Origin of the sequence: Massilia sp. AB1 (assembly GCF_018119385.1) — a bacterium.
Classification (GTDB): Bacteria; Pseudomonadota; Gammaproteobacteria; order Burkholderiales; family Burkholderiaceae_D; genus Telluria.
Genome location: NZ_JAGKSG010000032.1, coordinates 24,969 through 46,373 on the forward strand (window position 1 = coordinate 24,969; position 21,405 = coordinate 46,373).

Consider the following 21,405-nt stretch of genomic DNA (forward strand, 5'->3'; position numbering starts at 1 on the left):
TCATTTTTCCCATTTTTCCGCGTAGGGCAGGGCAGTGGCTAAACTCTATTTCAGGTACTCGGCGATGAACGCCGGCAAATCGACCGCACTGCTGCAGGTGGCGCACAATTACGAGGAGCAGGGCCAGCAGGTCAAGCTCTACACCGCCGCCATCGACGACCGCTACGGCGTCGGCCTGATCACCTCGCGCCTGGGCCCGCAGCGCCAGGTCGATACCTTCTCATCCGATACCAATTTCCTGGACAAGGCGCCGGACGTGGCCTGCGTGCTGGTCGACGAAGCCCAGTTCCTGTCGACGGCCCAGGTCCAGCAGCTGCACCAGCTGGCCCAGGTGCGCGGCGTGCCCGTGATCTGCTACGGCCTGCGCAGCGACTTCCGCGGCGAGCCTTTCCCCGGTTCGGCCTACCTGCTGGCGCTTGCCGACGACATCGAGGAAATCAAGAACATCTGTACCTGCGGCAAGAAGGCGACCATGAACATCCGCGTCGACACGGAAGGCCGCCGCATCAAGGAAGGCGAGCAGGTCAGCATCGGCGGCAACGAAAGCTACCGCCAGGCCTGCGGCCGCTGCTTCTATTCGACCTGATCGCGCGGCGGCTTGCCCATGGCGCTGCTGAGCGCGTTCCAGGCCTGGCCGCATGCCGACCTGCTGCTCTACCTCGCTCCTTCGGCGGCGCTGGCCTTCCTGTTCTGGATCGGCTCCAGCGCCCATCCCTTCTTCTTCGTGTTCACGGCCGCCGGCACCCTGTGCCACGAGCTGGCGCACTTCTCGGTGGGCCTGCTGACCAATGCCGAGCCGATCGGCCTGAGCGTGGTGCCGCGCCGCATTCCGCGTCCCGGCAAGGGACACAACTGGGAACTGGGTTCGGTCACCTTCGCCAACCTGCGCTGGTATAACGCGGCGCCGGCGGCGCTGGCGCCCTTGCTGGTGCTGCTGCTGCCTTTCCTGGTGGGCTGGTGGCGCACCCGGGGACAGTGGGCCTTTGAACCCCTCGACCTCGCCCTCATGTTCGTCCTGGCGCCGCAGTTCTTGTCGTTCTGGCCATCGCCGGTCGACTGGCGCCTGGCGAGCCGCTCCTGGCCTTATGTGCCGCTGCTGGCGCTGGGCCTGGGTTTCTACATTTACCATGGCCAGCTGCTCCAGCTTATCAAAGGCTAACGCATGGCTTATGCCAGCCTTAAGTTTGCACTACCGAAACGTACAATCCCGCTCTGCTTGCCAGTTCCTTCCTGTAGAATGGGCCGCAAGCGCGGTTTGACCGGTCCATGCCTGCAAGTGTCGCTGGGCCGCACCGCCACCGCAACAGTATCCGTTCGGAGAACCGAAGAATGAAGAAGCACGTGTTCATCGCCGCCCTGGCATTCGCCATGTCCGCCCATGTGGTGACCGCACAGCCCGAAAGGGACAAGGCCGTCGCCACCATCGCGCCGTCCACTCCCGCCTCCCAGATGAAGCCGATCGCGGCCCAGACCCAGGCCGCGCTGTGGGCCTCGCGCGTGCTGGGGCGCTACCACTACAAGGCGGTGCCGCTGGACGATGCGATGTCGAGCAAGATCTTCGACAACTACTTCGAATCCCTCGACAGCGAGAAGTTGTACTTCGTGCAAGGCGACGTCGACCAGTTCGCGCCGATGCGCACCAAGCTCGACGACGCCATCAACAGCGAGAACCTTACCGTTCCGTTCACGATCTACAACCTCTACCAGCAGCGCTTCACCGAGCGCATGACGTATGCACGTGAACTGCTGAAGACCAGGTTCGACTTCACTGCCGATGAGTCCCTGCAGCTCGACCGCGAGAAATCGCCCTGGGCCAAGTCCGAGGACGAGATCCGCGACCTGTGGCGCAAGCGCGTCAAGAACGACTGGCTGCGCCTGAAGCTGGCCGGCAAGGAAGACAAGGCGATCCGCGAGACCCTGGACAAGCGCTACGAGAACTACATCAGCCGCATCAAGAAGCTGAACAACGAAGACGTGTTCCAGATGTTCATGAACGCGTACGCGACCGCGATCGAGCCGCACACCAATTACCTGGGCCCGCGCTCGGCCGACAACTTCGACATCTCGATGCGCCTGTCGCTGGAAGGCATCGGCGCCGTGCTGCAGTCGCGCGACGAATACACCATCATCCGCGAGATCGTGCCGGGCAGCCCGGCCGACAAGTCGGGCAAGCTGAAGGTCGGCGACCGCATCGTCGGCGTGGCCCAGGGCAACGGTCCCTTCACCGACGTGCTGGGCTGGCGCCTGGACGACGTGGTGGCGCTGGTGCGCGGCGAGAAAGGCTCGACCGTCCGCCTGGACGTGATCCCGGGCGACGGCGGCCAGGACGCCAAGCACGTGGCCGTGTCGATGGTGCGCAAGAAGATCAGTATGGAAGAGCAGGCCGCCAAGAAGTCGATCATCAAGGTCAAGGAAAACGGCGTGGAGCGCCGCATCGGCGTGATTTCGCTGCCGACCTTCTACCTGGACTTCGAGGCGCGCCGCAAGGGCGACAAGGACTTCCGCAGCGCGACCCGCGACGTGGCCCGCATCCTTGGCGAGCTCAAGAAGGATAAGGTGGACAACGTCCTGATCGACCTGCGCAACAACGGTGGTGGTTCGCTGATCGAGGCGATCGAGCTGACCGGCCTGTTCATCGACAAGGGCCCGGTGGTCATGCAGCGCACCGCCGAAGGGCGGGTCGAGGTCGAGGCGGACACCACGCCGGGCCTGGCCTGGGATGGTCCGATGGGCGTCCTGATCAACCGCGGTTCGGCCTCGGCGTCCGAGATCTTCGCCGCGGCGATCCAGGACTACGGCCGCGGCCTGGTGATCGGCGAGCCGAGCTTCGGCAAGGGCACCGTGCAGACCCTGATCGACCTGGACCGCTTCTCGCAGAGCGAGAAAGTGCGCTACGGCGAACTCAAGATGACCATCGCGCAGTTCTTCCGCATCAATGGCGGCACCACCCAGCTGCGCGGCGTGACGCCGGACATCAAGCTGCCGGTGCTGTCGGACCTGGAGAACTTCGGCGAGTCCTCGTATGACAATGCGCTGCCGTGGGTGGCGATCAAGCCGGCGACCTACCTGCCGGCGGGCGACCTGAAGGAATTGATTGCGCCGCTGCAGAAACGTCACGAGGCGCGTATCGCCAAGGACAAGGAGTTCCAGTTCCTGCAGGAAGACATCGCCGAGGTGCTGAAGCTGCGCAAGGAGAACGCGATCTCGCTGAACGAAGCCGTGCGCCGCAAGGAGCGCGACGCCCAGGACGCCCGCGCCAAGCTGCGTGAAGCCCGCCTGGCAGGCGCCTCCGGCACCGCCGAGGACGAGCCGGCCCGTGCGCCGGGCGGCAAGGAAGCCCGCGCCAAGGTGCCGGAACCAACCAAGCCGGCCAAGTCGGTGGTGGCCCTGCGCGGTTCGCCGCGCCAGGACGACGGCCTGCAGGCCGACGAGCGCAACCTCCAGGCCGAGCTGGCAGCCGAGAAGGCCGCCAAGGACGCCAAAGACGTGCTGCTCCAGGAAGCGGCGAACATCCTGGCCGACGAGGTAGGCATGCTCAAGACCGATACCCGCATGGCCTCCCGCGCCATGCCGTATATGGCATCGACCCGGGGTAACTGACCCCGACCCGGCTTGGCCGGGTCTGAATCCCCGGGTCGCCCGGCCTGCTGAAACGGCCGCATTCGAAAGGATGCGGCCGTCTTTCTTTGCGTGGCGATCGCGATGACCGGCCGCATTCACACGCGATCTTTGTCAATAATAATTACACAATGAAACAATTCGTTGGATGTGGTCGGTCTGATAATTTCAGATAGTCATTGGTATGTTAAACACCCAACAGACGAGTCGGTACCTATCGGTTAAAGAACGTGTGTAATCAATAGGGCTACTTGCTCGAAATTAATATACTTTTGGAAGGCGGGGACGAAAAAAACGCGCTTACCGAATTGAAATGTTCGCCTAGTACAGCCATTCCCCTGCCGCGATTTCCATATGATGAGTCTGCTACAACTCAACAATAAACAACAGCGCACAATTTAACACTTGTAAAGATTGATAATTTTCCAGTTATGTTACGATAACTTTGAAGTTGCAATAAGAATAACCGCTCAACCTCAAAGGAGTTATTATCATGGCAATTCGCCGCCTTGTACTAGCAGCGCTGCTCGTCAGCGCTGGTATGGCCCAAGCAGCAGTCGTTCCGGCCGCCGCATCCTCCAATTTCCTGACTAACTGGACCAACGGCAACGGCACCGACGTGATCGCATCCGGCGCACTGTCGGACAATGTGACGCTGATTGGTGGTATCTCCCACGGCGCCAGCGCCAGCCTGGAAGACGTCCTGTTCGGCAAGGTGAGCGCCCAGCAGGCCAGCAGCAGCGGCACGCAACTGAAGTACGCCTCGGGCGTCCAGGGTAACTACCTGCTGGGCACCGACAACGGCGCACTGGCCGCACGTCTGGGCAACAGCAAGTCGGTCGTGAACACCAACGACGGCGTGACCGTCCTGGACGGCGTGACCAAGCCGGGCCTGGGCAATGGCAGCGATTTCACCCCGGCACTGGACGACATCCCTGGCAAAGGCGTGGGTCTCGACCAGAACGTGGGTGTCGACGTGGGCGTGGGTGTCGACCAGGGCGAAGGCAATGCCCAGCCGGCCGAGGTGCCTGAGCCGTCGAGCGTCGCCCTGATGCTGGCAGGCCTGGTCGGCGCCGGCTCGCTGGCCCGCCGCCGCAAGCAGTAATTCCTGGGTAAGCGTGAGCGCAGCCTGCGGGCTGCGCTTTTTTTTGGCGCTGTCACCGTTGAGTGTTGAATCTTCCTTAACTGCTGAGGTCTAACGAGGATCCATATCTCGGCGGAGGAAGCGATGAAGGACTCGACATTCAAGAAGCTGTTGGAACAGGTCGCAGTCCTAAGCAAGCGTCAACGCGAGCAGCTGCTTCAGGTGCTGCGTTCGACGGTTGGGCTGGACCGCTATTTTGCGCGTGAATCCGGCATCTCTCACCAGGCCGTCAACCTGCGCGCCGGCGAGCGTGTGCGCGGGGCAGTCCATGTCCAGAACGTCAACGCCTACCATCGCCGCGGCCGGAAATGGCTCGCCCGCTTCCATGGCGTAGCCACTCGCTACCTTCCCAACTATCTCGGATGGCGCTGGGCGCTGGATGGAAATCGCTTGGATTCGCCTGACACTCTCCTGCGAGCCGCGATTGGCATCTTCAACACTCAACGGTGACAGCGCCTTTTTTTTCGCTTGTCGTGCGCGGGTATTTCGCTGCGTGTCTAGCGCCGCCCACTTGGCGGCAATCTTGATTCATGTACAATCCTTGTGAACGATCGTGCTTTTTCGGGCGACAATAACAAGGAGACGACATGGATCTGCATTACACGGACGAGGACCTGGCCTTTCGCGACCAGGTTCGCGCCTTCCTCGATTCCCATTTGCCGCAGGACTTGCAGGAAAAGGTGCGCCAGCACCGGCGCCTGAACAAGGACGACTACGTCCGCTGGCACAAGATCCTCGCCGCCCAGGGCTGGGTGGCGCCGGGCTGGCCGAAGCAATACGGCGGCCCCGGCTGGACCCCGGTGCAGCGCCACCTGTTCGAGGAAGAATGCGCGCTGGCGGGCACGCCGCCCATCCTGCCTTTCGGCGTCAACATGGTCGCTCCCGTGATCATGGCCTTCGGCAACCAGGCCCAGAAAGATCACTACCTGCCGCGCATCCTGTCCTGCCAGGACTGGTGGTGCCAGGGTTATTCGGAGCCCGGCGCCGGTTCCGACCTGGCCTCGCTCAAGACCACGGCCGTGCGCGACGGCGACCACTACATCGTCAACGGCCAGAAGACCTGGACCACCCTGGCCCAGCATGCCGACATGATCTTCTGCCTGGTCCGCACCGATCCCGGCGTGCGCAAGCAGGAAGGCATTTCCTTCTTGCTGATCGACATGCATGCGCCCGGGGTCACGGTGCGCCCCATTATCATGCTCGACGAAGACCACGAAGTGAACGAGGTGTTCTTCGACAACGTGCGCGTGCCCGTGGCCAACCTGGTGGGCCAGGAAAATCGCGGCTGGACCTATGCCAAATACCTGCTGGGCCATGAGCGCACCGGCATCGCGGCGGTCGGCCGTTCCAAGCGCGAACTGGCCTTCGTCAAGCGCCTGGCGGCGCGCGAGCAGAAGAACGGCCGCCCGCTGATCGAGGATCCGCTGTTCGCCGCCAAGGTGGCCGGCGTCGAGATCGAGCTGATGGCGCTGGAAATCACGGTGCTGCGCGTGCTGGCGCGCGCCGACCAGGCGCCCGGGCCGGAGGCCTCGGTGCTGAAGGTGACGGGCACCGACATCCAGCAGGCCCTGACGGAGCTGATGCTGGAGGCGGCGGGCCCGATGGCCCTGCCTTTCGACCCGGCCTACCTCGAAGGCGAACGCGCGCACAGCATCGCCGGCGACGACGAGGCGGCGCCGCTCGCGCCTTACTACTTCAATTACCGCAAGACCTCGATCTACGGCGGCTCGAACGAAATCCAACGCAACATCATCACCCAGATGATCCTGGGGCTGTAAGGGGACCACGATGAACTTCGACTTCAAAGAAGAACAGCTCCAGTTCGCGGATGCGCTCAGGCGCTGGGTGGGGCGCGGCTACGACTTCGAGAAACGCCGCGCGATCGTCCGTTCGGACAGCGGCATCGACGACCGCGCCTGGGCCACCCTGGCCGAACTCGGGATGACGGCGCTGCCGGTGGCCGAGGAACACGGCGGTTTCGGCGGCTCCGCGGTCGACATGTTCGTGGTGATGCAGGAGCTGGGCCGCGGCCTGGTGGTTGAGCCCTACCTGGCCACCATGCTGGGCGCCGAATTCCTGCGCCTGGGAGGCGGCCACGGCGAGCTGCTGGCCCAGGTCGCGGGCGGCGAGCTGAAACTGGCCTGCGCGCTGGGCGAGCGCCAGTCGCGCCACGAGCTGAACGACATCGCGACCCGCGCCGAGGCGCATGACGCCGGCTGGCGCCTGGAGGGTGAAAAGAAGGCGGTCCTGCACGGCGCCGCCGCGGGTGTGCTGATCGTGTCCGCTAGGACCGGCGGCGGCCAGCGCGATGCGCAAGGCATCAGCCTGTTCGCCCTGCCTGCGGATACGCCCGGCATCACGGTGACCGGCTACCGCACCCTGGACGGCATGCGCGCCGCCGATGTGCGCCTGGAGGGCGTCCTGGCGCCACAGGCAAGCCTGATCGGCAAGGCGGGCGAGGGCGCCGCGATCCTGGAGGCGGCCGCCGACTATGGCGCCGGCCTGCTGTGCGCCGAGGCGCTGGGCGCGATGCAGGCGCTGTTCGACGCCACCCTCGATTACCTCAAGACGCGCCAGCAGTTCGGTGTCCCGATCGGCAAGTTCCAGGGGCTGCAGCACCGCATGGCCGACATGTACATGCACCTGGAGCAGGCGCGGTCGATGGCGCTGCTGGCGGCGGTGCGCCTGGCCGAAGGCGCGGACGGGGAGCGCCGGCGCGCCGTGTCGGCGGCCAAGTACCGCGTGGGCCAGGCGGCGCGCTTCATCGGGCAGCAGGCGATCCAGCTGCATGGCGGCATGGGCGTGACCGACGAACTGCCGGCCTCGCACTACTTCAAGCGCCTGTCGATGATCGAACTCACCCTGGGCGACAGCGACCACCACCTGGCGCGCTTCGCGTCCCTGCCTGGCTTCGCCCCGGAGGCGGCATGAGCAAGGTAGAAAAGACGCAATGGTATTTCGAGGATTTCCATCCCGGCCAGGAGATCGACCTGGGCGAACGGCTCGTGACCGAGGAGGAGATCGTGGCCTTCGCGCGCGACTTCGATCCCCAGCCCTTCCACGTCGACCATGAGGCGGGGGCCGCCTCGATCTACGGCACGGTGATCGCCAGCGGCTGGCACACCTGCGCCATGATGATGCGCATGGTGGTCGATGGCCTGATGTGCGCCGCCTCGAGCATGGGTTCCCCCGGCCTGGAAAAGGTGCGCTGGATCCGGCCGCTGCGTCCCGGCGACACCCTGCGGGTGCGCTACCTGACGCATGAGGTGAAGGGCTCGAACTCCAGGCCGGACCGCGGGGTGGTGTGGTCCAAGTGGATCGCCACCAACCAGCACGGCGAGGAAGTCTGCACCGTCGAGGGCATGGGCATGTTCGGCCGCCGTCCGAAGGAGGGCGCCGATGCCTAGGGTGCTGCGCTTCGAAGAACTGCCCGGCCTGGCGGGCCAGGAAGTCGCGCTCTCCGACTGGTTCGCGGTCGGCCAGGAGCGCGTCGACGCCTTCGCCGAGGCCACCGGCGACCGCCAGTGGATCCACGTGGACCCGGAACGCTGCCGGCGCGAATCGCCTTTCGGCGGGCCGGTGGCGCACGGTTTCCTGAGCCTGTCGCTGCTGCCGGCCATGCTGGACAGCGCGCTGCGCATCGAGGGCCTGCGCATGGGTCTCAACTATGGCCTGAACAAGGTGCGCTTTCCGGCGCCGCTGCCGGTCGGCAGCCGGGTGCGGGCGCGCTGGACGCTGGCGGCGGCCGAACCGGTCGCCGGCGGCCTGCAGCTGACCTGGGAGGGACTGGTCGAACGCGATGGCGCCGGAGACGGGCGGCCGGTGTGCGCCGCCGAATTCCTGGTGCGCTGTTACGGCTGAAGCGACTGGAGCTCCTGGACCGCGATCCGGTACTGGTTGCGGCCGTCGGCCTTGGCTTCGTAGAGCTGGGTGTCGGCTGCGGCGACCAGGGCTGCCGCGGCCTGGTCTTCGCCCGGCACCTGGGTCGCCAGCCCCATGCTGACCGTCAGGCGCGAGGCGGTGGGCGAGGCCGCATGCGGCAGGTTGAGCTGGGCCAGCTCGTGCTGCAGGCGGCGGGCCACGCATTCGGCGCCGGCCGCGTCCAGCTGGGGCAGCAGGATCGCGAATTCCTCGCCGCCGTAGCGGGCCACCAGGTCGTGGGTGCGGCCCGCGGCCCGGCGCAGGCCGGCCGCCACCTGCACCAGTCCCGCATCGCCGGCCTGGTGGCCGTAATGGTCGTTGTACATCTTGAAATGGTCGACGTCGACCAGGATCAGCGATACCGGCAAGCCGGCGCGCGCGCAGCGCCGCCATTCGGCTTCCAGGCGCTCGTCGAAGGCGCGCCGGTTCGCCACCCCCGTGAGCGGGTCGGTCAGGGTCAGGGCGCGCAGGGCGTCGGCCTGGCGCTTGACGGTGAGCTGGGTGCGCACCCTGGCGCGCACCACCGCGGCGTTGACCGGCTTGGTGATGAAGTCCGCCGCGCCGGCCTCCAGCGCGCGCGTCTCGTCCTCGGGGCTGGTCAGCGCGGTCACGAACATGACCGGGATGTCGCTGGTTTCCGGCGCCGCGCGCAGCGCCGCGCACACGGCGTAGCCGTCCATGTCGGGCATCACGGCGTCGAGCAGGATCAGGTCCGGATGCTGGGTGCGCGCCAGTTCCAGGGCGCGCTGGCCGTCCAGGGCGAACAGCACTTCCTGCTCGTCCTGCAGGGCGCCGTGCAGGATCTGGATATTTTCCATGGCGTCGTCGACGACCAGGATGCGCCCGTTGAGGGCCATTTCGGTCCAGCTCATGCTTGCGCCTTTCCTTCTAACAGTTCGCGTATTCGTGCGGCCGCCTCCCCGAAGCGCAGGGTGCCGACGGCTTCCGCCAGCGCGGCCGCCGCTTCCTGGCCGTAGCGCGCCGCCAGCGCGGGGCGCAGGACCTCGAACTGGGTGGTCGCCTTCATGTTGTTATTCTCCAGCAGATGCAGCAGGCGCGCCAACGCGTCCTGCAGCGCCGCGCCGCCGCCTTCCGCCGGCAGGGGCAGGGCGGCATCGCGCGTGGGGTTCTCGAGCTCGCGCGCGCCGGCGGCGGCCACGTCCAGGGCCGCGGCCAGTTCGGCCAGGCGCAGGACCACGGTCGGCTGGCCCTCGTTGCGCAGCGCCAGTTCGAGTTCGTGGGCCGCGCGCGCGACGTCGACCGCGCCCAGGTTGGCGGCGACCCCACGCAGGCGGTGCGTGGCCTGCTGCGCGGCCTGGCGGTCGCCCGCGTCGACCAGCAGGCGCAGCTCCGCCAGCGCCGCGGCGCGGCCGTCGACGAAGCGCCCGAACACCGCGGCGAAGCGCTCGAAGCTGCCGCCGAAGCGGGGCAGGGTGGCCTGCAGGTCGATGCCGGGCAAGTGGGCCGGCACCGGCATCGGCGCGGCCTGGGACGCTTCCTCCTTCCCTGTGGCGGCGCAGGGCGCGGCGGCCCGCGGCACGATGCGCGCCAGCGTGGCCACCAGTTCGTCGACGTCGATCGGCTTGGCCAGGTGGGCCTGCATGCCGGCCGCCAGCGAGCGGGCGCGGTCTTCTTCCATGGCGTTGGCGGTCATGGCGACGATCGGCAGCGCCAGGCCGGCCGCGCGGATCGCGGCCGCCGCCTCGTAGCCGTTCATCACCGGCATCTGCACGTCCATCAGCACCACGTCGTAGTCGGCGCGCTCGGCCAGCATGCTGACCGCCACCCGGCCGTTGCCCGCGATGTCGACGCTGGCGCCCGCGTGGGTCAGGATGAAGCTGGCCACTTCCTGGTTGATCGGGTTGTCCTCCACCAGCAGCACGCGCAGGCCGAGCAGGCGGGCCGCCAGCGGCGCCGCCTGGCCCGGCGCGGAGGAGGATGTGGCGTCCCCGCCGAGCAGGCGGTCGGCGGCCGCGCGCAGCGTGGTGGGCGTGAAGGGCTTGCCGAGCACCGCGCCCAGCTGCAGCTCATTCGCCAGTTCGGCCATGCGCTCGGCGTCGGGGTCGGCCACCAGCAGGCAAACGCGCGGCAGCGCCCCCGGATTGTCGGCCCGGGCGCTGGACAGCACTTCGACGCCGTCCAGGTCCGGCATGGCGGCGTCCAGGAAGGCCAGGTCGTAGCGCTGGCCGGAGCGCAGCTTGTCCAGGGCCGCCTGGCCGCCGCCGGCGCCGTCGACGCTCCAGCCATAGGCGGCGCAGGCCGCGGCCAGGGCGGCCCAGGCGCTGTGGTTGTCGTCGGCCACCAGCACCCGCAAGGGCTGGCCGGCGCCGGCCGGCAGGGGCCGCGCATCGTCGACCACCACGAAAGGCAGGGTGAAATGGAAGTCGGCTCCCGCGCCGGCGGCGCTGGTCAGGCCCAGGCGGCCGCCGGCCAGCTCCACCAGGCGGCGCGCGATCGCCAGGCCCAGTCCCGCGCCGCCGTACTTGCGGCTGGTCGAGCTGTCGCCCTGCGAGAAGGCCTCGAACATGCGCGCCTGCTGCTCGGGCGCGATGCCGATGCCGGTGTCGCGCACGGAAAAGCCCAGCTCTACCTGGTCGGCGGCGCGCTTGACGACGCGGATCGACAGCACGATCTCGCCGCGCTCGGTGAACTTGACGGCGTTGCCCACCAGGTTGAGCAGGACCTGCTCCAGGCGCATCGGGTCGCCCAGCAGGGTCGCCGGAACATCGGGCGCCACCGCGAACACCGGCTCCACGCCCTTGGCCCAGGCATTCGGCGCGGTGATCACCGCGATGCTGGCCAGCAGGCTGTCGACCGCGAAGGGCGTACGCTCCAGCACCAGCTGGCCGGACTCGATGCGCGAGAAGTTGAGCAGGTCGCTGAGCATGCCCAGCAGCGAGCGGGCCGCGGTTTGCATGCGCGAGACGTAGCCGCGCTCGCGCCGGCCCAGCTGGCCTTCTTCGAGCAGGCGCGCCAGCCCGACGATGGCGTTCATCGGCGTGCGCAGCTCGTGGCTCATGTTGGCCAGGAACTCGCCCTTGGCGCGGCTGGCCGCCTCGGCCTGGTGCAGGGCGCCGACCAGCTGGGACTGGACGTGCTTGAGGTCCGTCACGTCGGTATGCAGCATGTAGAAGCCGCGCACCTGGCCGGCGTCGTCGACCTCCGGAATGAAGTTGCTGAGCGCCTGGATGATGGCGCCGCCCGGCTTGGACAGGGTGCGCTCGAAGGTCTGGGGCGCGCCGGTGAGGACGGCTTCCAGGAAGGGCTTCACCTGCGCCAGCTGCTCGGCCGGCAGCAGCTCGGCCGCGGTGCGGCCCAGCACGTCCTCCTCGCTGCGTCCGAGCCAGTCCAGGTAGGGGCGGTTGGCGAAGCGGCAGCGCTGCTGCGCGTCCCAGTAGCCGACCAGGGCCGGCAGGTTGTCGGTGACGGTGCGCAGGAAGCGTTCGCGCTCGGCCAGCTGGGCGCTGGCGGCGTGCAGCGCGGCCTCCGCCTCGACCCGGGCGCTGATGTCGCGGATGGTGGCCGCCATCATGCCCGCGCCGCCGATATCGATCCGGCTCAGGAGCACGTCGGCATGGAACAGGCTGCCGTCGGCGCGGCGGTGCAGCCATTCGAACTGGCAGCGCCCGGTGTCGATGGCGCGCCGCATGTATTCCATCGCCGCTTCCGCCGTCGGGCGGCCGTCGCCCTGGAAGGGTGGTGAAGTGCTGACCGGCGATTCATTGAGCAGGGCGTCGACGCCGGGATAGCCGAACAGGTCGGCCGCCGCCTGGTTGGCGCTGACGTAGCCGGCCCCGAAGGCGATCAGGACCTGAGCGTCGCTGGAACCCTCGAACAGCACCCGGAACATCTCTTCGTTGTCGCGGTTGCGCTGTTCCTGGCGCTTGCGCTCGGTGATGTCGAGCACCACCGCGTTCACGCCCATCAGCTGGTGTTCGGGGCCCCACACCGGGTAGTAGCTGGAGATCCAGTGGCGCGTCTGTCCCGGCGTGGCCGGGACTTCGCCGGTGGCTTCTACTTCGAGCAGCGGACGGCCGGTCTCGAGCACCTTGCGGTAGCCGACCTCGAACTCGCTCCCCACCGGGCCCAGGAGCTCGGGCAGGGTGTGGCCGATATGCTCGCGCGCGGACAAAGCGTTGATCTCGGCCAGGTAGTCGTTGATCATGACCACCCGCATGTTCGTGTCCATGAAGCACAGGCCGACCGGGGCCGAGGCGTAGACGATCTCCAGCTGGGCCTTGGAGCGGGCCAGTTCGGCGGTGCGCTCGTCCACCAGGGTCTCGAGGCGGGTGCGGTAGGCCTGCAGCTCGGCGTCGACGCGCTGCAGCGAGCGCGCCACCTTGTCGACCTCGTCGATCTCGGGCGGCGGCAGGGCCAGGGGCTCGCCGCGGCCCAGGCTCTCGGCCGGCTCGGCCAGGTCGCGAACGGCGCGCGCGATGGCGCCGCCCAGGGCCCGCGCCAGCCCCAGGCTGATGATCAGCAGGACGGCGATCGCGATCACGGTGGTGGCCAGGGAATGGCCGAGCAGCTCGCGCGCCGCATTGGTCGGGTAGCGGATCGCGACCACCCAGCCGTGCTTGGGCGAGCGCGCGTAGGCCGCGAAGCCCGCCTCCTCCCCGCTGCCCAGCAGAACGGTGCCGCGCCCGTCGCGGGCCAGCCGTTCCGCCAGGGCCGGCGCCATGGGCGCGCCCACGTGGGCGCTGGGGTCGCTGCTGCGCGACACCATCAGCAGGCGCTTGTCGTAGATTTCCGCGGCCCAGCCGTCCGGCAGGTGCTGGCTTTCGAGCAGTTCGGTCAGCCTGCGCGGCCGCAGCAGCACCGACAGGACATAGCGCACCTTGCCATCGATCCAGACCGGCACGTCCACCGACAAGGCGTAGGGCTGGTCGCCTTCCGCCCGGTGCAGCCCCGAGGCGATGGAATCCCCGGTGGCGAACACGCGCCGGATGTCGTCCGGATTGCCGAGCAGGGGCAGGGGCGCGCCATAGGAGTAGCGCGTGTGGAGCAGGGGCACCGCGCCGGGGCCGCTGAGCATGAAGCCCTGGGCCGGGAATTCCGGGCGCAGCAGCAGGCGCGCGGCGGCATGGAAGGATTCGAGTTCGCCCCTGGCCAGCGTCGGCGAATTCGCCAGCACCCGTGCCGCCGTCTCGCCGCTGTCGAGGTCACGGTCGACCGCGGCGGCCAGCACCTCGGCCACGGTCTGGGCGTCGTCCGACACGTGCGAACGCTCCCGCACCGCCGCGTCCCGGGCCAGGGCGATGTAGCCGATCAGGATCGGCAGCGCGCAGGCCAGGACCAGGGTGTAGAGCTTGGAGCGTATCGTCGGCAGCGAATGGCGTGAGAACGGCAACGGGCCTCCCCGGGGCGAAGCGGCTTGGGCGCCGCGATGCCCCATGGTAGCTGAGCTCAGTCACCATGCATAGCGGCGTCCCGCATGGCCCCCGCCGGCCCGGCTCAGCCGTGCCTGCCCAGCTCCAGCTTGGCGATGGCGTTGCGATGCACCTCGTCGGGGCCGTCGGCCAGGCGCAGGGTGCGGTTGGCCGCCCACTGGTAGGCCAGCGGGAATTCCTCCGAGACCCCGGCCGCGCCATGGGCCTGGATGGCCCAGTCCAGCACGTCCTGGGCTACGGTGGGCGCCAGCACCTTGATCATGGCGATTTCCATCTGGGCCACCTTGTTGCCGACCGTGTCCATCATGTAGGCGGCCTTCAGGGTCAGCAGGCGTGCGGTGTCGATGCGGATGCGGCTCTCGGCGATGCGCTCGCGCCAGACGCCCTGGTCGGACAGCTTGCGCCCGAAGGCCACCCGGCTGCCAAGCCGCCGGCACATCAGTTCGAGGGCTCGTTCGGCCACCCCGATGGCGCGCATGCAGTGGTGGATGCGGCCCGGTCCCAGGCGGCCCTGGGCGATCTCGAAGCCGCGCCCTTCGCCCAACAGCATGTTGGCCGCCGGCACCCGCACGTTCTCGAACAGGATCTCGCAGTGGCCGTGGGGCGCGTCGTCGTAGCCGAACACGGGCAGGGGCCGCAGCACGGTGATGCCTTGTGTATCGGCCGGGACCACGATCATCGACTGCTGGCGGTGGCGTTCGGCCCCGGGGTCGGTCTTGCCCATCACGATATAGACGCGGCAGCGCGGATCGCCCGCGCCCGAGATCCACCATTTGCGGCCGTTGATCACGTAGTCATCGCCGTCGCGCTCGATGCGGGTGGCGATATTGGTCGCGTCCGAGGACGCCACGTCCGGTTCGGTCATGGCGAAGGCCGAGCGGATCTCGCCGCGCAGCAGCGGTTCGAGCCAGGCCTGCTTCAGGTCTTCGCTGGCGTAGCGCTCCAGGGTTTCCATGTTGCCGGTGTCCGGCGCCGAGCAGTTGAAGACTTCCGGCGCCCAGGGCACCCGGCCCATGATCTCGCACAGCGGGGCGTAGTCGAGATTCGACAAGCCTTCCGGCGCACGGCGCGAGCGCGGCAGGAACAGGTTCCACAGCCCGGCCTGGCGGGCGAGGGGCTTGAGGCGCTCGATCAGCTCCACCGGCTGCCAGCGGTTGCCGGCGGCGCCGTTGCGCGCGACCGCCTCGCCGAAGGCGGCCTCAACGGGGTAGATGTGCTCGTCCATGAAGGCGAGCAGGCGGCTGCGCAGTTCTTCGCAGCGGGGCGAGTAGGCGAAATCCATGTGTTCTCCAGTTCAGCTCGCGCTGCGCGAGGCGAAGCGCCACGCCATCTCGGCCATCGGGCGCGCGGCCTTTCCGTTTTCCAAGGCCGCGGCGCTGGACGCGGTCCCGTCGACATAGCGCTTCATGATGCCCTGCATGATCCCGGCCAGGCGGAACATGTTGTAGGCCAGGTAGAAGTCGAAGTCTTCCTCGCGGATGGTCTTGCCGGTCCGCTCGCAGTAGCGCGCCACGTAGTCGCGCAGCGCGGGGATGCCGAGGGCCGCCAGGTCCAGGCCCGCGATGCCGCGGAACTGGCCCGGCGGGATGTGCCAGCTCATGCAGTGGTAGGAAAAATCGGCCAGCGGATGGCCCAGGGTCGACAGCTCCCAGTCCAGCACGGCCAGGATGCGCGGCTCCGTCGGGTGGAAGATCAGGTTGTCGAGGCGGTAGTCGCCGTGCACGATGGCGGTGTCGTCGCCGGGCGGGATGTGGGCCGGCAGCCATGCCATGAGCCGGTCCATGGCCTCGATCGGCTCGGTCATCGAGGCCTGGTATTGCCTGGTCCAGCGTTCGATCTGGCGCGCGAAGTAGTTGCCGGGCTTGCCGTAGTCCTGCAGGCCGATGGCCGCGTAGTCGATGGTATGCAGCTGCGCGATGACGCGGTTTTGCTCGTCGTAGATGGCGGCGCGTTCCTCCGGCGCCATGCCGGGCAGGGACTGGTCCCACAGCACCCGGCCCTCGACATGCTCCATGACGAAGAAGGCGCGCCCGATCACGACTTCGTCGGTGCACAGGGCGAACTGGCGCGGCACCGGGAAGGCGGCGCCGTGCAGCGCGGACATCACGCGGAATTCGCGTTCGATCGCGTGGGCCGAGGGCAGCAGTTTGGCGGCCGGGCCGGGCTTGGTGCGCAGGACGTAGCGCTGGCCGCCTGCACGCAACAGGAAGGTCGGGTTGGACTGGCCGCCCTTGAACTGCTCGGCCTCGAGCGGGCCGCCGGGATAGCCGTCGACATGCGCGCGCATCCAGGCGTCGAGCGCTTCCGTGTCGAAGCGCTGGCGCTCGGACACCGGTTTGGTTCCCATCATGTTTTCGAACATCGTGTCTCCGCTTATTTTGGTAGATCGGATTGCCTTGGAAAGGCACGCGCGTACTATTTTTAGACCGAATGAAAACGGCTTCAGCGTCCTTTCCGGTATTGCTCGAACAATTGTTCCATCGTCGTGGTGCGCGCCCCCGGCTGCAGCGGCCCCGGCGGGACGTAGTTGACGAAGCGGACCACCCAGTCGTGCGAGTCGCCGCCGACGTCGAGGGCATTAATGCAGCCGGCCGCCTGGGACAGGCCGCCCAGGAACAGGCGCTGGCCGGTGAGGGCGAGGGACAGGATGGCGCAATTGACGCCGCCGTGCAGGACCAGCAAGGCCGTGTCCCAGTCCTGTTCGGCGCGCAGCCTGCTTACCGCCGGGTGGACCCGGTCCATCATCTCGCCCACCGATTCGCCGCCCAGGAAGCGCTGCTGTTCGTCCACCAGGCCGTCGAAGGCGCCGGTAAAGGCGCGGCGCAGTTCGGCCGTGGGAATGCTGGACAGGCGCCCGCCGCGGATTTCATGCAATTCGGGCCAGACCTCGATCTCGACCGGCTGCCCTGCGATGGCCAGCACCCGCTGGGCGGTCTGGATCGTGCGCGGCAGGCCGGAAACGATGACCCGGTCGAAGCGCACCCCGGCATCGGAGAAGGCATGGCCGGCAGCGTCCGCCTGGGCGCATCCGGTCTCGTTCAGGGGCACGGTCTCGGGCAGGAAGGGCTTGCCGCTGTCGTCGAAGTAGGTGACGCTGCCGTGCCGCATCAGGTAGATGCGGCGCCGTTCGCCTGGGGCGCTGTCATGCATCGGGACTCCCATATTCGGCAAGTTCTTGCCGGGTTAGATATGCAATTTGGCCATCTTACACCGCGGGTATGGATGAGCGAGGCGAATCCGAGACAAAATTGCGCCGTCGAGAGGATGCCAACGGTCAATTTGCATGCTTTCTGGCATAAAATTGTGCCCGCGAAACATAACTCTCAAGGGGTGCCATGGCAAGGCCAGAAAAAGTCCGTCTCGGCGAAGTGCTGATGCAGCAGAAGCTGTTGAGCGAGGAACAGCTCAACCAGGCGCTGGCGGACCAGAAGCGCACCGGCCGCAAGCTCGGCCGCGTGTTCGTGGAAAGCGGTTTCGTGACCGAGGACCAGATCTCGGGCGCGCTCGCACGCCAGCTGAACATCCCTTACATCAATCTCAAGTTCTACAACATCAACGCCGACCTGGTGCGCCTGCTGCCGGAGACGGCCGCGCGCCGCTTCCGCGCGCTGGTGCTGGAAGACCGCCGCGAGACCATGCTGGTCGGGGTGTCCGACCCGACCGACCTGTTCGCCTACGACGAGATCGCGCGCCTGATCAAGAAGGGCGTGGAGCTGGCCGTGGTCAACGAGACCGAGGTCCTGGCCGCGATCGACCGCATCTACCGCCGCACCGGCGAGATCACCGGCCTGGCGCGCGAGGTCGAGGCCGACCTGGGCGACACCTCGATCGACTTCGGCGCCCTGGCCGCCAATCCGGGCCTGGAAGAGGCGCCCATCGTCAAGCTGCTGCAGTCGGTGTTCGACGACGCGGTGCAGGTGCGCGCATCCGACATCCACATCGAACCGCAGGACGGCCGCCTGGCGATCCGCTTCCGTATCGACGGCGTGCTGCACCTGCAGACCGAGGCCGACCTCAAGGTCGCCACGCCGCTGGCGCTGCGCCTCAAGCTGATGGCGGACCTGGACATCTCTGAAAAGCGCCTGCCCCAGGACGGCCGCTTCGCGGTCAAGGTGCGCAACCAGCGCGTCGACGTGCGTATCTCGACCATGCCCACCCAGTACGGCGAATCGGTGGTCATGCGTCTGCTGAACCAGGTCGGCACCACCCTGCGCCTGGACGCCATCGGCATGCCGGCCAGGATCGTGGAGCGCTTCCGCAGCATCGTGGCGCGCCCGAACGGGCTGGTGCTGGTGACCGGCCCCACCGGCTCCGGCAAGACGACCACCCTGTACAGCGCGCTGGCCGAGCTGAACTCGGTGGAGAAGAAGCTGATCACCGTCGAGGACCCGGTCGAATACCGCCTGCCGGGCATCAACCAGGTGCAGGTCAACGACAAGATCGAGCTGACTTTCGCGCGCGTGCTGCGCTCCGCGCTGCGCCAGGACCCGGACATCGTCCTGGTCGGCGAGATGCGCGACCAGGAAACCGCCCAGATCGGCCTGCGCGCCGCCATGACCGGCCACCTGGTGCTGTCGACCCTGCACACCAACGACGCCGCCTCGACGCCGCTGCGCCTGATGGACATGGGCGTACCGCGCTATATGGTGAGCGGCTCGCTGCAGGCCGTGCTGGCCCAGCGCCTGGTGCGCGTGATCTGCGAAAGCTGCACCGTTCCCTACGAGCCCGAGGCCAGCGAAGTGAACTGGCTGCGCGCGGAACTGGGCGAGCACGCCGCGACCACCCGCTTCTACCACGGCAAGGGCTGCTCGCACTGCAACGGCACCGGCTACCGCGGCCGCACGGGCGTCTACGAACTGCTCGAGATGACGCGCGCCGTGACCGAAGCGGCCAACCACCCCGATCCCTCGCATTTCCTGAAGGTGGCGCACGCCGAGATGCAGGGCCAGACCCTGCGCCGCCACGCGGTCTTCCTGGCGGTGAAGGGGCGCAGCACCATCGCCGAGGCGATGCGGGTCAGTAACCAGCAAGACGACTGATGCCTTTCTTCGCCTATAAAGGCCGCGACGGGCGCGGCGAACTGACCCAGGGGGTGCTGGAAGGCGCCGACAGCTCCGCCATTGCAGATCTGCTGTTCGGCAACGGCATCACGCCCATCGAGATCACGCCCAGCCGCACGGGGCCGGGCGCCGCCGGCGGCGCCCAGGGCTCGCTGCTGGCGCGCTTCACCGAGAAGAAGGTGACCTCACTGGACGTGCAGCTGTTCAGCCGCCAGATCTACACCCTGCTCAAGTCCGGCGTGCCGATTATGCGCGGCCTGGCGGGCCTGCAGGAATCGGCGGTCAACAAGTCCTTCGCCAGGGTCATCAAGGACCTGCGCGAGTCGCTCGACTCCGGCCGCGAACTGTCCGCGGCCATGATGCGCCACCCGGAATGCTTCTCGGCCTTCTACCTGTCGATGGTGAAGGTGGGCGAGATGACCGGCCGCCTGGAAGAGGTCTTCCTGCGCCTGTTCGACCACCTGGAATTCGACCGCGACATGCGCGAGCGGGTCAAGACGGCGCTGCGCTACCCGACCTTCGTGGTGATCGCGATGGCGATCGCCATGGTGATCGTGAACATGTTCGTGATTCCGCAGTTCGCCACGGTGTTCAAGTCCTTCAACGCCCAGCTGCCGCTGATGACGCGCATCCTGCTGGGGACCTCGGAATTCACGGTGGCCTACTGGCCGGCGATGGCGGCCATGCTGCTGGGCGCCGTGTTCGGCTTCCGCTCCTGGATCGCCACCACCCGCGGGCGCCTGGTCTGGGACCAGAAGAAGCTGCGCATCCCGATCGCCGGCAAGATCATCCACAAGGCCACCATGGCGCGTTTCGCGCGCAGCTTCGCGCTGTCGATGCGCAGCGGCGTGCCGATCGTGCAGGCCCTGACCGTGGTCTCGCAGACCGCCGACAACGCCTACCTGAGCATGCGCATCGAGCAGATGCGCGACGGCGTCGAACGCGGCGAGAGCATCCTGCGCACCTCGGTCGCGGCGAATGTGTTCACGCCCATCGTGCTGCAGATGATCGCCGTGGGCGAGGAATCGGGTTCGCTGGACGACCTGATGGACGAGATCGCGCAGATGTACGAGCGCGAGGTCGACTACGAGCTCAAGACCCTGTCCGCCCAGATCGAGCCGATCCTGATCACCTTCCTGGGCGTGATGGTGCTGGTGCTGGCGCTGGGTATCTTCCTGCCGATCTGGGACCTGGGCAAGGCCGCCCTGCATGGCGGCAAATGATGCGGCCGCGGCGCGCCGGCGGGGCGACCCGCTTCGAATTCGCGGTGTGCGCCATCCTGGTGGCCGTGCTGACGGCTGCGCTGCTGGCGCGCCTGCTGGCGTGGCGCGAGCAGTCCGAGCGCACCGCCGCCTACCACGTGGTGGCGTCGCTGCGCACCGCCTTGGCGGCGAAAGCGGCGCAGGTCGGGATGACCCAGGGCGAGCAGGGGATTCTTGCTTTAACACAAGAAAATCCGATGACCTGGCTCAGCAGGATGCCGGCCAACTACCTCGGCGAATACTATTCGCCCGACCCGCGGAGCCTGCGGCGCGGTGCCTGGTTCTTCGACCGGACCGATAAAACAGTCAACTATTTGCTTGGGAACGACACTTTTTCTTCCGGGACATCAAACTTGCTTAAGTTCAAGGTAGAATTGTCCCGCACCTCTGATCCATCCGGCATAAACGCGCAGCACGGCGGGCGGAACAGGAATCCAGGCGCACTGGTCATCGGCGAAGTCGGGACCGGACGCCAACACTAACCAAAGAACGCGGATTCCATCCGCACCACCTCAACGGAGAGAAAAACGATGAACAAATTCAACACCAAGGGCGCGCAGGGCGGCTTCACGCTGATCGAGCTGATCGTCGTGATCGTGATCCTGGGCATCCTGGCCGCCACCGCGCTGCCGAAGTTCGCCAGCCTGGGCGGCGACGCACGCATCGCCAGCCTGAACGCGGCCAAAGGCGCCATGACCGCCACCGCATCGATGGCGCACGGCAAGTGGCTGATCAACCCGAGCATCACCAAGGTGGCCGTCGAGGGCACCGACGTCAACATCACCAACGGCTATCCGGCTGCGACCAAGAACTTCGCCATCGCCTCGGGCCTGAACGACACCGACTACAAGATCGACGTGTCGGGCACCACCGTGACCGTCACCCCGATCAGCGTGTCGACCCACGCCACCCTGAAGACCACCTGCAACGTGGTCTACACCGAAGTGACGACCGCCGGCGGCGTGCCGACCTACGCGCTGGCTGCCAATACCCAGTGCGAATAAGCCCCA

17 protein-coding genes and 1 pseudogene are annotated in these 21,405 nt (G+C 67.4%); 13 read left to right on the forward strand and 5 right to left on the reverse strand.

Going from position 1 to position 21,405, the window contains the following annotated elements; all coding sequences use genetic code 11:
• Positions 1-34 precede the first annotated feature (34 nt).
• From J8847_RS17405 to J8847_RS17445, 9 genes and pseudogenes are all read left to right on the forward strand, one after another.
• A complete protein-coding gene (locus tag J8847_RS17405; RefSeq protein WP_211525969.1) occupies positions 35-586 on the forward strand; it encodes a thymidine kinase in 552 nt (183 codons plus the stop codon).
• Positions 587-604: 18 nt separating this feature from the next.
• The gene (locus tag J8847_RS17410; protein ID WP_211525970.1) at positions 605-1,159 is read left to right on the forward strand and encodes a hypothetical protein; all 555 of its coding nucleotides are present in this window, start codon (positions 605-607) and stop codon (positions 1,157-1,159) included.
• A gap of 170 nt (positions 1,160-1,329) precedes the next feature.
• Positions 1,330-3,600: a carboxy terminal-processing peptidase gene (locus tag J8847_RS17415; protein WP_211525971.1), complete on the forward strand. Its 2,271-nt coding sequence runs from the start codon at positions 1,330-1,332 to the stop codon at positions 3,598-3,600.
• A 559-nt stretch (positions 3,601-4,159) separates the two neighbouring features.
• Positions 4,160-4,723: a PEP-CTERM sorting domain-containing protein gene (locus tag J8847_RS17420; RefSeq protein ID WP_211525972.1), complete on the forward strand. Its 564-nt coding sequence runs from the start codon at positions 4,160-4,162 to the stop codon at positions 4,721-4,723.
• Between the two features lie 234 nt (positions 4,724-4,957).
• Positions 4,958-5,214, forward strand: a pseudogene (locus J8847_RS17425) (IS1595 family transposase); the annotation flags it as partial.
• A 135-nt stretch (positions 5,215-5,349) separates the two neighbouring features.
• Complete coding sequence (locus J8847_RS17430) at positions 5,350-6,540, forward strand: acyl-CoA dehydrogenase family protein (RefSeq protein ID WP_211525973.1); 1,191 nt, start codon at positions 5,350-5,352, stop codon at positions 6,538-6,540.
• Between the two features lie 10 nt (positions 6,541-6,550).
• Entirely contained in the window at positions 6,551-7,693 is a 1,143-nt protein-coding gene (locus J8847_RS17435; protein ID WP_211525974.1) for an acyl-CoA dehydrogenase family protein, read from the forward strand.
• Complete coding sequence (locus J8847_RS17440; protein ID WP_211525975.1) at positions 7,690-8,169, forward strand: MaoC family dehydratase; 480 nt, start codon at positions 7,690-7,692, stop codon at positions 8,167-8,169. The genes J8847_RS17435 and J8847_RS17440 overlap by 4 nt, the downstream gene beginning before the upstream one ends.
• Positions 8,162-8,623 (forward strand): MaoC family dehydratase, encoded by a 462-nt coding sequence (locus tag J8847_RS17445; RefSeq protein ID WP_211525976.1) that lies wholly within the window; start codon positions 8,162-8,164, stop codon positions 8,621-8,623. Before J8847_RS17440 ends, J8847_RS17445 begins: the two co-directional genes overlap by 8 nt.
• On the opposite strand, the gene J8847_RS17450 is transcribed toward J8847_RS17445, so the two are convergent.
• From J8847_RS17450 to J8847_RS17470, 5 genes are all read right to left on the reverse strand, one after another.
• Positions 8,614-9,555 carry a diguanylate cyclase gene (locus J8847_RS17450; protein WP_211525977.1) on the reverse strand — a complete coding sequence of 314 codons (942 nt, stop codon included), beginning with the start codon at positions 9,553-9,555 and terminating at the stop codon, positions 8,614-8,616. The two genes, J8847_RS17445 and J8847_RS17450, sit on opposite strands and share 10 nt — an antisense overlap.
• Positions 9,552-14,033: a PAS domain-containing protein gene (locus J8847_RS17455; protein WP_211525978.1), complete on the reverse strand. Its 4,482-nt coding sequence runs from the start codon at positions 14,031-14,033 to the stop codon at positions 9,552-9,554. The genes J8847_RS17450 and J8847_RS17455 overlap by 4 nt, the downstream gene beginning before the upstream one ends.
• A 104-nt stretch (positions 14,034-14,137) precedes the next feature.
• Complete coding sequence (locus J8847_RS17460) at positions 14,138-15,355, reverse strand: acyl-CoA dehydrogenase family protein (protein ID WP_211525979.1); 1,218 nt, start codon at positions 15,353-15,355, stop codon at positions 14,138-14,140.
• Positions 15,356-15,367: 12 nt separating this feature from the next.
• A complete protein-coding gene (locus tag J8847_RS17465) occupies positions 15,368-16,435 on the reverse strand; it encodes a phosphotransferase (protein ID WP_211525980.1) in 1,068 nt (355 codons plus the stop codon).
• Positions 16,436-16,515: 80 nt separating this feature from the next.
• On the reverse strand, positions 16,516-17,223 hold the full coding sequence (locus tag J8847_RS17470) for a histidine phosphatase family protein (protein WP_229512960.1): 708 nt from the start codon (positions 17,221-17,223) through the stop codon (positions 16,516-16,518).
• Positions 17,224-17,408: 185 nt separating this feature from the next.
• Here J8847_RS17470 and J8847_RS17475 point away from each other — a divergent pair, with 185 nt between their 5' ends.
• From J8847_RS17475 to J8847_RS24455, 4 genes are read left to right on the forward strand one after another with little or no spacing between them, the layout of a single operon-like run.
• Positions 17,409-19,112: a GspE/PulE family protein gene (locus J8847_RS17475; protein WP_211525981.1), complete on the forward strand. Its 1,704-nt coding sequence runs from the start codon at positions 17,409-17,411 to the stop codon at positions 19,110-19,112.
• Complete coding sequence (locus tag J8847_RS17480; protein ID WP_211525982.1) at positions 19,112-20,356, forward strand: type II secretion system F family protein; 1,245 nt, start codon at positions 19,112-19,114, stop codon at positions 20,354-20,356. Before J8847_RS17475 ends, J8847_RS17480 begins: the two co-directional genes overlap by 1 nt.
• Positions 20,353-20,877, forward strand: a complete 525-nt coding sequence (locus J8847_RS17485) for a hypothetical protein (protein WP_211525983.1) — start codon at positions 20,353-20,355, stop codon at positions 20,875-20,877. Before J8847_RS17480 ends, J8847_RS17485 begins: the two co-directional genes overlap by 4 nt.
• Before the next feature lie 48 nt (positions 20,878-20,925).
• Positions 20,926-21,399 carry a type II secretion system protein gene (locus tag J8847_RS24455; protein ID WP_211525984.1) on the forward strand — a complete coding sequence of 158 codons (474 nt, stop codon included), beginning with the start codon at positions 20,926-20,928 and terminating at the stop codon, positions 21,397-21,399.
• Positions 21,400-21,405: the final 6 nt, after the last annotated feature.